The 14,794-nt window shown below is 49.8% G+C and carries 11 protein-coding genes; 5 read left to right on the top strand and 6 right to left on the bottom strand.

What is annotated here, in order from left to right; all coding sequences use genetic code 11:
- The first annotated feature begins 185 nt into the window (after window positions 1-185).
- Window positions 186-2,780, top strand: coding sequence for an ATP-dependent chaperone ClpB (gene clpB / locus QEH59_RS01580; protein ID WP_308983609.1), 2,595 nt, complete (start codon window positions 186-188; stop codon window positions 2,778-2,780).
- Window positions 2,781-2,878: 98 nt separating this feature from the next.
- Here clpB and htpG read toward each other — a convergent pair whose 3' ends face one another.
- The gene (gene htpG / locus QEH59_RS01575; RefSeq protein WP_308983608.1) at window positions 2,879-4,771 is read right to left on the bottom strand and encodes a molecular chaperone HtpG; all 1,893 of its coding nucleotides are present in this window, start codon (window positions 4,769-4,771) and stop codon (window positions 2,879-2,881) included.
- A 164-nt stretch (window positions 4,772-4,935) separates the two neighbouring features.
- Between htpG and QEH59_RS01570 the strand changes: the two genes are divergently transcribed.
- A complete protein-coding gene (locus tag QEH59_RS01570) occupies window positions 4,936-5,328 on the top strand; it encodes a DUF3568 family protein (protein WP_308983607.1) in 393 nt (130 codons plus the stop codon).
- A 40-nt stretch (window positions 5,329-5,368) separates the two neighbouring features.
- Here QEH59_RS01570 and QEH59_RS01565 read toward each other — a convergent pair whose 3' ends face one another.
- From QEH59_RS01565 to QEH59_RS01550, 4 genes are all read right to left on the bottom strand, one after another.
- On the bottom strand, window positions 5,369-5,557 hold the full coding sequence (locus QEH59_RS01565) for a DUF4250 domain-containing protein (protein WP_308983606.1): 189 nt from the start codon (window positions 5,555-5,557) through the stop codon (window positions 5,369-5,371).
- A 20-nt stretch (window positions 5,558-5,577) separates the two neighbouring features.
- A complete protein-coding gene (locus QEH59_RS01560) occupies window positions 5,578-7,260 on the bottom strand; it encodes a peptidylprolyl isomerase (RefSeq protein WP_308983605.1) in 1,683 nt (560 codons plus the stop codon).
- A gap of 66 nt (window positions 7,261-7,326) precedes the next feature.
- Complete coding sequence (locus QEH59_RS01555; protein WP_308983604.1) at window positions 7,327-8,823, bottom strand: YihY/virulence factor BrkB family protein; 1,497 nt, start codon at window positions 8,821-8,823, stop codon at window positions 7,327-7,329.
- Between the two features lie 23 nt (window positions 8,824-8,846).
- The gene (locus QEH59_RS01550; RefSeq protein WP_308983603.1) at window positions 8,847-9,662 is read right to left on the bottom strand and encodes a DUF4339 domain-containing protein; all 816 of its coding nucleotides are present in this window, start codon (window positions 9,660-9,662) and stop codon (window positions 8,847-8,849) included.
- Window positions 9,663-9,906: 244 nt separating this feature from the next.
- On the opposite strand from QEH59_RS01550, the gene QEH59_RS01545 reads away from it, so the two are divergent.
- A complete protein-coding gene (locus QEH59_RS01545; protein WP_308983602.1) occupies window positions 9,907-11,145 on the top strand; it encodes a glycosyltransferase family 4 protein in 1,239 nt (412 codons plus the stop codon).
- 25 nt (window positions 11,146-11,170) lie between these two features.
- Window positions 11,171-11,569, top strand: coding sequence for an Hpt domain-containing protein (locus QEH59_RS01540; protein WP_308983601.1), 399 nt, complete (start codon window positions 11,171-11,173; stop codon window positions 11,567-11,569).
- A gap of 266 nt (window positions 11,570-11,835) precedes the next feature.
- On the opposite strand, the gene QEH59_RS01535 is transcribed toward QEH59_RS01540, so the two are convergent.
- Window positions 11,836-13,554, bottom strand: coding sequence for a sodium-dependent transporter (locus QEH59_RS01535; protein WP_308983600.1), 1,719 nt, complete (start codon window positions 13,552-13,554; stop codon window positions 11,836-11,838).
- Between the two features lie 33 nt (window positions 13,555-13,587).
- Here QEH59_RS01535 and QEH59_RS01530 point away from each other — a divergent pair, with 33 nt between their 5' ends.
- Window positions 13,588-14,763 carry an LptF/LptG family permease gene (locus QEH59_RS01530; RefSeq protein ID WP_308983599.1) on the top strand — a complete coding sequence of 392 codons (1,176 nt, stop codon included), beginning with the start codon at window positions 13,588-13,590 and terminating at the stop codon, window positions 14,761-14,763.
- The last annotated feature ends 31 nt before the right edge of the window (window positions 14,764-14,794 follow it).

Below are 14,794 nucleotides of genomic sequence, written 5' to 3'. Positions count from 1 at the left end.
TGTTAAGTGAAGTTACGATTTAATCGGTGAGTCAAAATGTCTCTCCGGCGGGGTCGTTGTCTCGTTTTTAAGGTCAATTGCTACAGTATTTGTTTTCTTGTTTTTTTGGTGTTTGTTCTTTATCAATATGTTGCGGGTTTTTGTGACTGTATTCAGTTTGGAACGTTATATGCGATTACACATGTATGAATATTGATTTTAATACATTTACCGAAAAATCAGCTTTTGCCGTGCAGGAGGCACAGAACATTGCACGTCAACACGGGCAGCAAGAGTTGGATACGTGGCACTTACTACTTGCTCTTGTTCAACAGGAGGGAGGGATTGTGCCTGGCTTGCTAGAGCGTATGCAAGTATCACCGTCGGCGGTTGAATTGGCTGTGAAGCGTGAGTTGGATGCTTTGCCTAAAGCTTCTGGCAGTGTGAATGCCAGTCAGGTATACGTGTCATCTGCTTTGCAAAAAACAATCACTGAGGCGGATCAGGCCAAGGAACAGTTGGGGGATGACTTTGTCAGCACCGAGCACTTGTTCTTGGGGCTATTGCAAGTGGGCAGTTCAGGCAAACTGGGCAAGTTCTTTGACTCTTTCGAGCTTGATTATGACAAAGTGTTAAAGGTGATTGAATCTGCGCGTGCGGGCCAAAAGGTGACTTCCCGTACTCCAGAAAGTACTTTTGAAGCGCTGGAGAAATATGGGATCGATCTAGTGGAAATGGCACGCAAGGGCAAGATGGACCCCGTGATCGGGCGTGATTCTGAGATCCGCCGTGTGATTCGCATTCTTTCGCGTAAGACTAAAAACAACCCGGTGCTCATTGGCGAGCCAGGTGTGGGTAAGACGGCCATCGTCGAAGGGCTTGCACAGCGTATCGTACGTGGTGACGTGCCGGAAGGCTTGCAAGACAAGACTATCTTTGCGCTGGACATGAGTTCTCTGGTGGCGGGTGCAAAATATCGGGGGGAGTTTGAAGAACGTTTGAAGGCCGTGCTCGCTGAAGTTAAAAACAGCGAGGGGCGGATATTGCTTTTTATCGATGAGTTGCACACAATTGTAGGTGCTGGAAAGACCGAAGGTGCAATGGACGCGGGCAATATGCTCAAGCCGATGTTGGCACGAGGAGAGTTGCACTGTGTGGGTGCGACGACCCTCGATGAATATCGCAAATACATCGAAAAGGACGCTGCGCTAGAGCGTCGTTTCCAAACGGTGCAAGTCGATCAACCCAATGTTGAGGACACTATTTCGATACTACGCGGAATTCGTGAGCGCTTTGAATTGCACCACGGTGTGCGTATTCAGGATAATGCGCTGGTGCAAGCTGCTGTGCTCTCGCATCGCTATATTAGTGAGCGTTTTTTACCTGATAAAGCGATCGACCTTGTCGATGAAGCCTGCGCTATGATTCGTACGGAGATGGACTCGATGCCGCAGGAGTTGGATGAGTTGTCGCGTCGTGCTTTGCAGCTTGAAATTGAAGAAGCTGCTCTGAAAAATGAAAAGGATGATGCCTCTAAGCAGCGTCTTAAAACTCTATCGAAGGAACTCGCTGATATTCGTGAAAAAGAGTCGGTCCTACGCACTCAGTGGGATAGTGAGAAGGGGGCGATCGACCAAATCCGTCAAGTGCGCGAGGAGTTGGATGCGACTCGAATCGAGATGGAAAAAGCAGAGCGTAATTATGATCTCAACCTTGTAGCTCAGCTACGGCATGGAAAAATGCCAGAACTGGAGGCGAAGCTTAAGCAGCTGGAAGCCGTGGAGGCAAAAGAGGGGGCTTTATTAAAAGAGGAAGTGTCGCAAGACGAGATTGCTGATATCGTCTCTAAGTGGACGGGAGTACCTGTCACACGCTTGGTGGAAGGGGAAAAAGAGAAACTGCTCCGGCTGGAAGAAGTGTTGCACGAGCGGGTCGTGGGGCAGAATGAAGCGGTGACTTTAGTCACTGAGGCCATCCTGCGTGCACGGGCCGGCATTAAAGATCCGCGGCGGCCGATCGGTAGCTTTCTCTTCTTGGGGCCCACCGGTGTGGGTAAGACCGAGCTGGCGCGCACCCTTGCGCAAACACTCTTTGATACCGAGGATAATATCGTGCGGATTGATATGTCCGAGTACATGGAGAAGCATGCTGTGGCTCGTTTAATCGGTGCGCCTCCCGGATACGTGGGCTATGATGAAGGTGGTCAGCTGACCGAAGCCGTGCGTCGCAAGCCTTATAGCGTGGTGCTCTTCGATGAGATTGAGAAGGCGCACCCCGATGTATTCAATGTGCTCCTACAAGTCATGGACGACGGGCGCATCACCGACGCACAGGGGCACACCGTGGATTTTAAGAACACCGTCATTATTATGACCTCTAATGTCGGCAGTCGTTATTTGACTGAGGGCGTTACAGCTTCTGACATTCCTGAAAGTGTACGTGAGTCGGTGATGGCGGAATTACGACAAGGTTTTCGTCCGGAGTTTTTAAATCGTATCGACGATACTGTGTTGTTCAAGCCGTTGACATTGGAAGAGATCACACAAATTGTTGATCTGCTATTGGTTGACTTGAATAAGCGTATGGTTGAGCGTCGGATTACTATTGAATTCGACGACGCCACTCGTCGGTGGATTGGCGAACGAGGCTATGATCCAGTCTATGGAGCACGTCCGCTCAAGCGCTTTTTACAGAAGCAGGTCGAAACACGCTTGGCCCGGGCCATACTGAGTGGCGATATTGCCGAGCAGAGCGTCGTTACTTTCAAGGTTCAGAATGATGTCCTGACGCTTGAGGTGTAAACATCTAGAGTCAGCTCAAACTTTTACGAATAGTTGTTCGGCATAAAAAAGCCGCGAAGCTTTTCGAATCTTCGCGGCTTTATATTATAATTTTTCCCTTATTTCGAGCTAAGTTGCTCGAGGATTTGGTAGTTGCGCTGCACCATCTTGCTGGGGTCCTCCAGCAGACCCGCCGCGATGCGGGCGTTGTCTAAGAGTTGCTGGCAGATGAGGCCAGCGAGTTCGCCGTTGCTTGCGTGCAGCGCGGCGAGGTTCTTGACCAAGGCGTGACGTGGGTTGATTTGCAATTTCACGGGAGGCTCGCCGCCCATGCCTGGCATCTCGGGGCCACCTGCTTTTTGTTGCATAGCCTTCATCATCTTGCGCATTTGAGCAGTCATTTGCTTGTCGGCGTTGACGATCATGGCAGGGCTACCGACCAGGCGCTCGCTGGCGGAAACTTCACTTACTTCCTCGCCGAGCTTTTCCTTGATGAAGCTGCAGAGGGCTTCGGATGCGCTGGCTTCGAGAGCTTCGCCTTTGTCAGTGTCGGTTTCGGGCGCGATGGCGTCGAGATCGATCTCATCGTTGTCGGCGGAGACGAAGTTCTTTTCTTCGAAGGCGCGGGCGTGGTTCATGACGAACTCATCGATCGGCTCGTAGAGGTAGAGCACCTCGATGTTACGCGCCTTGAATGCCTCAATGTAAGGACCGCTCTCGATCGCTTCGCGGCTGGGGCCGAAGAGGTAGTAAATTTCCTTTTGACCTTCGGGAGCGCGTGAAAGGTAGTCGGCCAGACTGGTGGTCGTGCCGGCTTCGGTGTACGACGATTCGTAGCGCAAGAGCTTGAGCAACTGGTCGCGGTGAGTGAAATCAGTGGTGACACCTTCCTTGAGGAACAGGCCGAAGCTGCTCCAGAACTCATTGTAAACTTCGGGCTCTTTCTTGGCTTTTTCTTCCAGTGTCTTGAGGAAGCGCTTGGTAATGACCTTGTTCAGCTTCTGGATTAGGCTGCTGTCTTGCATCGACTCTCGCGAGATATTGAGTGGCAAATCAGCACTGTCGACCACACCGCGCACGAAGCGTAACCAGTCGGGTAGCAAGTTCTTGGGCTCGCTATCGATCAGCACCTTGCGGCAGTAAAGCCCGACTCCGGGCTCCATACGGCCGAAGCCGAAGCCTTCCATGTTTTCGGTGGGAGCGTAGAGTAGGGCGTTGATTTCAAGCGGTGCGTCCGCGTTGAAGTGCAGCCAGAAGCGTGGCTCGTCGAAGGCCTTGGCCTGAAATTTGTAGAAGTCCTTGTATTCTTCTTCGGTGACGTCGTTTTTGCTCTTGAGCCAGATCGCGCCAATGGTGTTGAGCTTTTCGCCGTCCACTTTGACTGGGAACTGCACGAAGGCAGAATATTTTTTGATGATCTCTTCGATGCGGTTCTTCTTTGCGAAGTCCTTGTATTCATCCTTGAGGGAGATGACGATACGTGTGCCGCGGCGTTCGCCTTCGACCTGCTCGATCTCGTAGGCGCCCGAGCCATCGCTGGACCAGCAGTAGCACCCGCCCTCTTTTTTCCAAGAACGGGTGTATACCTTGACCGAATCAGCGACCATGAAGACGGAGTAGAAGCCCACGCCGAACTGACCGATTAGATTGTCGTTGCGCTCGCCACTTTCTTTGAGCGCGTTGAGGAAGGCTTTGGAGCCAGAGTGGGCGATAGTGCCGAGGTTCTCGATCAACTCATCGTGAGTCATGCCGATGCCGAAGTCGCGGATGGTGATTTCACCAGCTTCTTCGTCGGAAGTGACTTGGATTTCGAGATCGAGGTCGGCGTCAAAAATGTCGGCATCCTTCTCGGCGACTTGCGTGTGGCGCAACTTTTCGGTGGCGTCAGACGCATTGGAGACGAGCTCGCGGACGAAGATCTCTTTGTCCGTGTAGAGCGAGTGGACGACGATATCGAGGACTTGCTTTACCTCGGCTTGGAATTCGTGGCGTTCAGGTGCTTTTGTTGTCATAATTGGTTGTTTTGAGTTTAAAACATGAATTTTGAGAAGTCATTATCGCAGATCGATGATGACTTTTTCAAAAGGCGCAGCAGCCTAGGGCTGTTGCAGAAAAAATCAAGTGTTGTGAGTCTTACTTGTGTTGAGTGTTAAAGATTGTGTGCTATGTTTTTCGTATGAATAAATTAATCCGTGTCGGCGTCGTATCAGTTCTCTTGGTTGGGGCTACCTTTCAATTTTCGGGTTGTGTTGCGGTTGTGGCCGGTGGGGCTGCGGCTGGTGGTACTGCGTATGTACTCGGGGACTTGCAAGTTCCGGTTGATGCCAGTGCACAAGAGTTGGAGCAGGCGATTAAGCGAGGCGGGCAGGACCTTGGACTTCAGTATATCAATGGTTCCGGGGATCAGACCGCGGGTAAGTATCTTTTCCGGAATGCGGGAGACGAGAAAATTACTGTCAGTTACCGCACTAAATCTCCGGTGTTCTATGAGATGAGTATTCGTGTGGGCACTTTTGGAGACAGCAGCGTGGCCGCTAGTTTAAATCAGGCGATTCAAAAGCATTTGTAACCGCATCTTTAGCTAAGCTCGAGGTTAACTAAAGATGCGGTTAGCGAAATTGCTGCTGTTCGGATTTATAGTGGTAATCGGCGCTTGCGAGATGCGCGCAGAGTGCATCTCGATCGATGTCGTGGGTGCGGCAGAGGTCGTCAAGCGAGGCTGCATGATTGCGGAGCTCGGTATTAACCAGACCGACCAGTAGGTGAGGGTCGATTCGTTGGAATTGACTCCAGTCCATGTTATTTAGTCGGTGTGTACTTACTCTGCGAGCTCTTCTGTTGAGGTGTCGGGCAGACCGCGGAAGACTAGTTCGTTGGCAAAGGAGGTGCCACTGGTGTAGGCTGCGAAGCGTGCCAGATACTCTTCGGCTTGGGTAAGATCTTCGTCGTCATTGGCGATTTCAGGAATTTCCTTGTTTTCTAGATAGACGAAGATTCCGGTGCCTCCCGATGTGAGCATTGGAGAGATTTCGCCTGCTTGCATGCTTTGGGCCTTTTGCAGGGCACTACGGTTGAGTTCAGTGGGGGCGTCTTGAGCGCTAAAGGTCTCGAAGCTTTGTGCGTTTAGACCGAGCGTTTCAGCGGCTTCGGTAAATGTGCTACCTTCACTGAGTTTAGCTTCCAGTTCGGCTTGCAGGTTTTCACCTTTTTCATTGAACAGGCGGCGTTTTTCCTCGGCCTGATAATCGGCTAGAACTTCATCCTGCACTTCTTCAAGTGATGGTACCTCAGGAGCGATGCGGCCTTGGTAGATAAGAACTGCAAATCCGCCATCGATTGGGTAGGCATCGGAGAAGTAACGGTTACCTCCGAGTTGGAATGCAGACTCGAGTAGCTCAGCTGAGAGTGCGCGTTGGCTGGCTCCAGCCAGTGTGTAAGGCTCGATTTTAGTCAGGCTGACATTGGACGTGTTGAGTAACTCGTTAAAGGCTGCTGAGTCACGTTTGATTTCGTCGCGGTAGAGTTTGTAGGCGAATGCCTGTGCGGCTTGATTAGCTATGCGGCTTTCTTGTTCAGTCAGGTAACTTTGGGCAACCGCCTCACGCACATCTGCGAAAGTGACGGGGGCTTCAGCTGTATCATCGCTTGCTGTATCATCGCTGTTCTTTGTTGAGCTGGCTTTGTTGGCTTCGAACTCGGCTACAAACTGAGCACGGTTGGCTATAAAGTGCTCGCGCAATTCGGCTTCGCTTGCTTCGGGTAGTTGAGTGGCGTATTGATCATTTTTAAAGGCAACATAGCTGGCCTGTATTCGCTCTGGAATCTCATAGCGAAGCTTGTTGTTTTCGTAGTACTCACTCAGAGCAGCTTTGTCTTCAGGGATTTCCGGAGTGAATGCGGCGTAATCGAGTTCAGCGGTTGCGAGCGTCAACTTGGTGCGATTGCGCTGTGTTTGTGCCAGTGCTTCAGAGGGAAGTAGGTAGCCGGGGCCGGAGAGCACGGAGCCAATTTGATTCATCCGGTAATCTTCTTCCAAGACGATGAGAATGAGTCCTTGCTGGCTGCGTGGATTTGATTCCATGCTATCGACAAAGCTGGTATAAGCATCGGCGCTGAATTCACCATCTGCACCGCGAAAAGCGTTTTTGGTGGTGATGTAATCAGCCAGTGTTTGCTGATCAGGAGCTGGGACACCAATTTCGTCCGCAAGGTGTAGTAGAGCGATGCGGCTGGTCAGTTGATTTTGAAATTGCTCATCGCTGCGTATTTGCTGCCCGTTGAGATAGGCACTAAGCTGCACCTTCTCGATGATGACATCACGTTCGCGGGAGGCATTCAGGTCTATTCCATAGAATAAATTCTCCTGATAGCCACTGCGATCCGTCGTGCAACCAGGCGTATTGCCAATAGTAAAGACGAATGCGACGATAATAAGAGCCAGCAGGGACAGGAATATCCAGCGTCCGTGACGGATGAGGTGGTGTTGAATCCAAGAAATCATGAGATACGAAAAAGCGGTGGAGGTTAGGTGCCCATTGAGCTCTGTCAACCAATTGGTTGTGATCTCTTAGTTAGGGGAATCTTTAAGTTGAATTAAATCAGCGAGTGTCATTTCAGATTTGGGGCAATTCTTCAGCGAGAGCACTTCGTCGATATAGATACGAGTCGCCGGATCCGTGCTGGCGGCTATGTTGGAGCCTTCATCATTGCCGAAGGTTTCAATGCTTTGTTTGAATTCGGCTAGCGAGATGTTTTCGGGAGGACAGCCCGGTTGATAGGCGTGGTCACGCTCCTCTTCGGCATTGTGATCTTCAATTTGGTAGAGGTAACCTATGGTGCAGAGACGGTGGATGCTCGTGTTGAGTATGTGGCTGGGCACACGTAATTTTTTTAATAATTCGCTGGTTTTGACTGGTGGGTGCCCGGATTTGAAGCGTTTCATCACAATTAGAAGCACGCTCAGAGAGATTAGCTCCCGTGCGCGTTCGCTGGTTTTCTGCCAGGCGTTTTCATTGGTCAAGAAATCCGCGTTTTGCACTGCGTAAGTCACTTGACCGCCCAAGAGAATGAGCAACCAGAACACATAGAGTCCCAGCATGAGTACCACGATGATCCCGACTGAGCCGTAGAGGCTATTATTACTGACTACCTGTTGGACGTATAGAAATGAAAGTGTTTTATAGATCTGAAGGAGGGTGACTACTAGCAGCGCGCCTAGTAGCGCAGGTTTCCACTTCACCTGTGTATTGGGAATGAAACGTAGAAAAGCAGCGAGTAGCAGAGTGATCATGATCACAGTGAGTAAGGGCAGAAAAAACTGTATGATTGCAGTAATAGAGGTGCCAAAGGGTAAATTCTCAGCAAAACTGATGAACACATTTAATATCTGTAGGGAAATCGCGGCAGAGCCAATCAGGGCACCTAAGCTGATAAAGGTCCAATAGGTGACAATGCGTTCGGTGAAATTACGTCCTTTTTCCACTCCCCAGAGTGTGTTGAAGGAACTTTCTATAGATGTGAGTACGCGCAGGCAGATGAACAGAAGCACGAGGGTGCCGATTACACCGACAGTACCGGATTTGGCGACCGAGCTAAAATTGCTGATCAGTTCGAGTAGCTCCGGGGCGAGTTCGGTGCCTGTCTGATTGGGGGAGTCTCCGTTGACGGTAACGGAGACTTGTGGTGCTGCAAAGGTGATGACTTGAGTGATTTTTCTGACCACCACACTTTCGTGTGGGTCAGCACTTGGATCCGCGATGTCCCGATCGATTAGAAAGCCTGAAATCATGATGCCGAATGCGATGATAGGGCCGATGCCGATCGACGAATAAAAAGTCAGTGCCGCGGATTGCATGGGAATCTGATTTCGTTTCAGTCCTTGCGCAGTGAGTGTGAGAATACGCAGTAGGTGATAAATGCGAGCCCTGACCGTGCGGCGTCCCAAGTGCTCAAGCTCCCAAATTTCTTTACGCAGTAGCCTTTGTAGCCGTAGCGCGTAGAGTTGTAACTTGTCACTATTACGGCGTATTCTGGAGGCCAGTGAGTTGTTGTCTTTACTATGCAAAATATATGCGCGATCTGCGCGGTCTAGTTTGTGACCAAGTTAAGTACGATGCTGTCGAAGAAGCCATCGAAGCGCCCATTGAGAGCGAGGTAGGCTAGGTAGCCGTTACCTCCGATGCCGAGCACGAAAGCAAGTAGCATGGTACTCATGCGTTGAGAAATTGTGGCGAGAAATGCGCCAACACCTGCCGCGGCAGCGAGTTGCATCAATAAGGGATCGTTTAATGCCCAGCCCACGTAAACGCCAAAACCAAGGGTGAGCATGGCGCGGCCGCGGGCTAGCGGGAATACCTCGGTCACTGATAAAAAGAGTAGTAGGCCGATGATGAAGTCGAAGATCGCGACCAAAATACTGACATAATTAAATATTGCGGCAAAGTTGCCATTGTTGAGTGCGCCTTGAATTTCCGGCACCAGCGGTAGCACCATGACCAGAGCAGACAGCAGCATCATTAGGCCCAGGCCCGAGCAGGAGAGGTTCGCGGCTCGTTCAAAGCTTTTTTTGCGACGGATCTGTTTGCGCTTTTCAGCTGTGTTACCTTCTGCTGCAGCCAGCATGGCTTCGACGTCAATCGCTTTTTCGCTGGGACTCTGGGCCTTCGCTTTAGACTTTGTCTGTTTACTTTCATCTACTTTTAACGCCAGTTTTTCCCTTTCCGGGAATACTTGTGCATGGAGTTCCTCGTTGAGAGCGAGAGGCACCCATTCTTCCCTATTTTCATCATAATACAGGGTATTCGGATTTATCTGACCAGCTTCAGCAAGGGTGAGTAGCTTCGAGATGTCGAAGGGGCCGCGAGACTCGTCTTGCTCAGGTGTGCGTATGTAATAGTCGGGCATAGGTCTGAATGGATTATCAACGTTGGTGAGTGAATTAGGCCAATGTCCTGAACTTTCAGCAAGCGCAAAGAAAGTGGTACTGGTGGGCCCCGGATCGTTTAAAGCTCACGGGATGGATTCGTATACGTTGTTTTTCTAGAGAAACTAATGATTTTTGTGCGCTAAATTGAGTAATGGTTAGGGAATTTCTGGATTTGTTGAGATTTGGCTGGATTGGTTCTAGCTTCATTGACTCATTGCCCATGTGAGAATCCTAGTTTTAACGTCAGTTTATCCGCCATTGGGGTATAGTGGGCATGATGAGCGCTGCCGCCAGACCGTTCAAGGTTTGGCTCGGCAGGGGCATCAGCTGCAGGTGCTGACTTCGGATCATCGTTTACCGCCAATGGGGGTCCCTGGTGAAAAAGGCGTATTCAGAGAGCTACGCCTTTATCCAGAGCCACTGGAGGATTCATTACTAGGTCGCTCCTATAAAGCGACTTATGCTCATGAGCGTTATAATGCAGAGTCGCTTGAGTATCGTATACGTCGTTTCAAACCGGATGTGATTTATGTCTGGAACATGCGCGGTCTTTCCAAGTCCTTGCTTTTTCGTCTACAGGCCAAGGGGAAGCATGTGGTGTATGATTTACACATGGATTGGTTGATGCCTGAATTTTTTAACCGTGACCCCTGGTATCGTTGGTGGTTGGATAATCCCAGCCGACGTTCCAAGCTGTATCGTGGCATGATTCGTGTGCTGGGAAAGGCGCGTAGTGTATTGGGGATGATGCCAGTTGGAGCGGTTCAGAAGTTGCGCTTTCAAAATAGTTATGTGACGAGCCAGTGGTTGCGTGGGCAATTGACGGAGGCTGGTCTAAAGCAGGTGCACGCTTTACCTGTTATTTATCCGGCGATAGATACCAAGAAGATTACGGTTAAAGAAGCGTATGTGACTCGGCGGCATTTTATGTGGGCAGGTCGCCTGACGGAAGTGAAGGGGGCCGATATTGCGGTGGATGCGGTTGGTATTTTGAAGGCACGTGGAATCCAGGTCTCGCTGGACCTTTTTGCGATGGGGGAGCCCAGCGAGCGTAAGGCCAAGCGTGAGCGTATCGAGGCTGCCGGATTGATTGATCAGGTCACTATGCGAGGGATTCGTCCGGGCGAATTATCCAAATTTTACGCGGACTATGATGCTTTGTTATATACCAGCCGGCAGGGAGAGCCTTTTTCGATGACGGTGCTTGAAGCGATGTTTGCGAAGCTTCCTTGTTTGGTGACTAGCGTCGGCGGCAATCAGGAGCTGTTACAGCATCAGCAGAATGCTTTATTGTTTGAACCTGATAATGCGGAGGCATTGGCGGATTCGATAGTTGAATTTCTCAACCGTCAAGATTCTGGCCGAGAACTTGCAGAGAATTTGATTGCAAGGTTGCAAGTGGAGCGGAGCATTGATACTTTTTGTAAGCAGATCACGCCACTTCTTGCTGCAGGTAAGTAGTCTAGTCTGTATTGATCTTAAAGATATGTCTGAAGCACCACACCTAGAGCACGTTAATTATGATAAGAATAGTCAGGTCCTGGATCGGGAGCAGGTTGACATGCTATTCATGTGTGATGAGGGAGAGGAAGATCAGGAGCTTGCACGTGAGCTGTTTGGTCTGTTTGTTAGTGAAAGTGAAGCCAAGTTGGCTGCTCTCTCCCAGGTCTGTGCGCAGGGTGACCGCGCGCACTTGAGCAATATTGTGCATTTTATTGCGGGGAGTGCCGGGAATTTGGGCCTGGCACGCTTGGCTGCCTTTTATCGCGGAGTCGAACATGCAATCGACGATGAGAAGTTAACGGATATCTCTGACATTGAACCCGCGCTGCGTGGTGAGTTTGAGTTAGCCTGCGATGCCTTCCTTACGGGGTACAATTTGTAACTTTTTATAATTTTATAAACCTATTGGGTCTTCTTCTGTGCTTTTTTAGCGGTCTGCTTAGAGTGATTCTCGCTGCCACGTCAAGCTGCAGGAGCTGTCTCGGGGGGGATGATTTATTTTGTGTCCGGAGTTTTTTGCTCAAAGCCATGAATGTGCTCAGTTTCATCCGGTGTGGTCATTACTTTGAAAATACACCAACTTAGCAGTAAGCTCACAGATCCTACGGAGAGTGCCATTATTATCCAGCCTGCGGTAGTCATAATTATTTATTGCTTCTGTTTCAGGTTTTTATAGCGGGGGGAGAGTGCTGCGATGACAGTAAACAGAGCGGCGACCAATGCAATCAATACGACGCTCAACCGGGCGACTCTGTTAGGTTCAATGAATAGGTCCACGATGTAATTGCTGTAGTGCGTTTCACCGGTATGCAGATCGAGGCCAAAGATATTAGCCGCAGCCCATAGGGTAAAAATAGTCAGGAGAAAGACTGGACTGACGAATTTCATAACAAACTTAAAAAAGCGTGGAATGCGAATGGCGGCGCCTTGATCGGCTAGCTTCAAGCCTTTGTCGACCCCTAATATCCAACCGAAAATAATGATTTGCAGCGTTGAAAGTACGAATATTAAGAAGGTTCCCACCCAGAAGTCCATGGTGTCCAGTGCTTTGACATCTTTGCTGAAGTAGACGACAAATGCGCAGCCAATCGCAGTGATTAGTCCTAGGAAGATCACAGATTGCTTGCGGTTGATTTTCATTGCTTCCTCAAGAAAGGCGATGCCGGGTTGTAGCATGGACAGTGAACTGGTGACGGCTGCCAAAAAGAGTAGGAAGAAAAAGAGAAAACCAAATATTTCGCCCAGGGCCATGTTGGCAAAAACCATTGGTAGGACGTTAAACCCCAAACCAAATGTGCCCATACCTGCCACACCGGCGACACCTAGAAAAGTGACTGCTGCCGGGAGGGTGATTAGGCCTCCCAAGGCGACTTCACAAAATTCATTGGCACTGGTCGCTGCCAGGCCGCTCAATACCACATCGTCATTCTTGGACATATAGCTGGAGTAGGTAATGATTACACCAAAGCCCACCGATAAGGAGAAAAAGATTTGTCCAGCAGCTGCCAACCATAGCTGAGGATTGAATAATTGCTGCTGCATGGATATTTCGCGCACTCGCATGGTATCGTTATGTTGCGCGGTGGCTTTTATTGCGATGAGCCGATCTTCATCGACGACCTCGCGATCGATGACCCATGCCCCAGTTTCATCTTTTATTTCCACTACATGCTTAATTGGATTCCACATGAAGCCCAAACCATTGCTAACATTGCGTTCCGGATGTGTGGCATTGGGTGTGCCTAGGGTGAGTACGCGGATGAGGATGATGAAGGCAATGAGCACTAGTGTGGGCATGGCATACTTACAAAATAGCTCAATACCTCTGGATATGCCGCGGTAAATTAACACAAAATTCAGTATGAAGACTAATAGGAGATACATGCCCACCTGAGTCAGTCCAAAGCCAAGAGCACTACCGTCGGCACCGATGCCTATAAATTTACCCCAGAAATCACCTGATTCTTGCACGTTGGTAAAGTCCATGTTGCCGACCAAAAAGTTGATCGCATAGCCTAAGCACCATGCTTCAATATACACATAATACATGTAGATAATTACGGGGATGAGGACCCCGATCACTCCAATATATTTGAAGGCTGGCTTGCGGGTGATGTAGTTGAATATTCCAGGGGTGGAATTGAAGCCTGCTTGGCCACCATGGCGTCCCATGACCCATTCTGCCCAACATATTGGTAGCCCAATTAGTAAAAAGGAGATGAAGTAGGCCAACATAAATGCGCCGCCGCCATATTCGGCAGCCTGCCCTGGAAAGCGTAAAAAGTTACCCAGTCCTACCGCGCTTCCTGCAACGGCGAGAATAACGCCCAGTCGAGAATTCCAAGATTCTTTGATTCGTTCTACCATCTGGTTGGTTATCAAGGCCTCAGAAGGCGGGGGGTGCCAGAAAAAAATTACAGCTATCGGAGTGACTTTAGTCTGCGGGGGCTTTTAGATTGGGTCATGTCTTTGATTGATCGCTATGTTTTAAAGGAATGGCTTATCGGTTTCACACTCACTTTGGGTGTGATTGTTGGTATTCTGATCTTGCAAAACATGTATGACTCGTTGCCTGACTTGCTGGACACCAATGCCAGTATTCAGCAGATCATATTCTATTATAGTTTAGCTCTGCCGACTTATTTACCTGCGATTTTACCTATCGCCTTACTCGTCTCGCTGCTTTTTACGTTAGGCACCTTACATCGTAATAACGAGATTATTGCAATGCGCGCCTCCGGAGCGAGCCTCTTGCGGGTGAGCCGTTCGCTGTGGGCAGCAGGCTTAGTGCTCTCTTTGTTACTGCTTTATTTAACTGCTTCGGTGATCCCACGGGCGGTGGAGCAATCCCGAACTTTTTTAGATAACTTAGAATTCGCTGCTGACGAGGTCGATCATGATGCGCGTGAGGTGGGACTGCTGTATAATCTGGGCTTTGATAATCGAAAGGATGGTCGGCTTTGGTTTATGAATCGTTTTAGTGAACGTGCTTGGTTGGGACTGGGCGTCAATGTGCACTCGCGAGACGCCAGTGGCCAGGAGTTGAGTCGAATTTCTGCCAGTGAGGCATACTTCGATAACACGCGAGGACACTGGGTCTTTGTCGATGGCAGAGAATTACTGCTGGACCCGCACACGGGGGATCCACTGCGCTCGCTTACATTTAAGGAAAAGAAATTTGAAGATTTTGATGAGGATCCCTCACTGATGCTCGCCTTACACAAGGAGCCAAATGAGCTTTCTTTGAATGAATTGCGGCGCATCATTGATACTGTTACCCCGGAGGAGAATCCTTCGGTACGTGCTTACCTAGTGCGTTATTATTCGCTTTTGGCAGCTCCCTTTAGTTGCCTTGTTGTGGTGGGCATTGCAGTGCCGTTTGCAGTGGCGGGGGTGCGCACGAACCCGATGATTGGTGTCTCCAAAGCGATGGGCTTTTTTGCGATATTTTATGTATTAATCAGCGTGGCTTCTATTATGGGCGAGCGGCAGCTCATCCCTGCGATACTGGCCGCATGGATACCAAACCTTGTCATGCTAGCGATGTCGCTGCGCCTCTTTGCTCGGGCGCGATAGCGATTACCCCGCTTGTTGGAGTTGTCCAGCT

This window comes from Thalassobacterium sedimentorum (assembly GCF_031127905.1).
Lineage (GTDB): Bacteria > Verrucomicrobiota > Verrucomicrobiia > Opitutales > Coraliomargaritaceae > Thalassobacterium > Thalassobacterium sedimentorum.
Note: the sequence above shows the minus strand (reverse complement) of the source record. Positions and strands in the feature narration are given on the sequence as shown.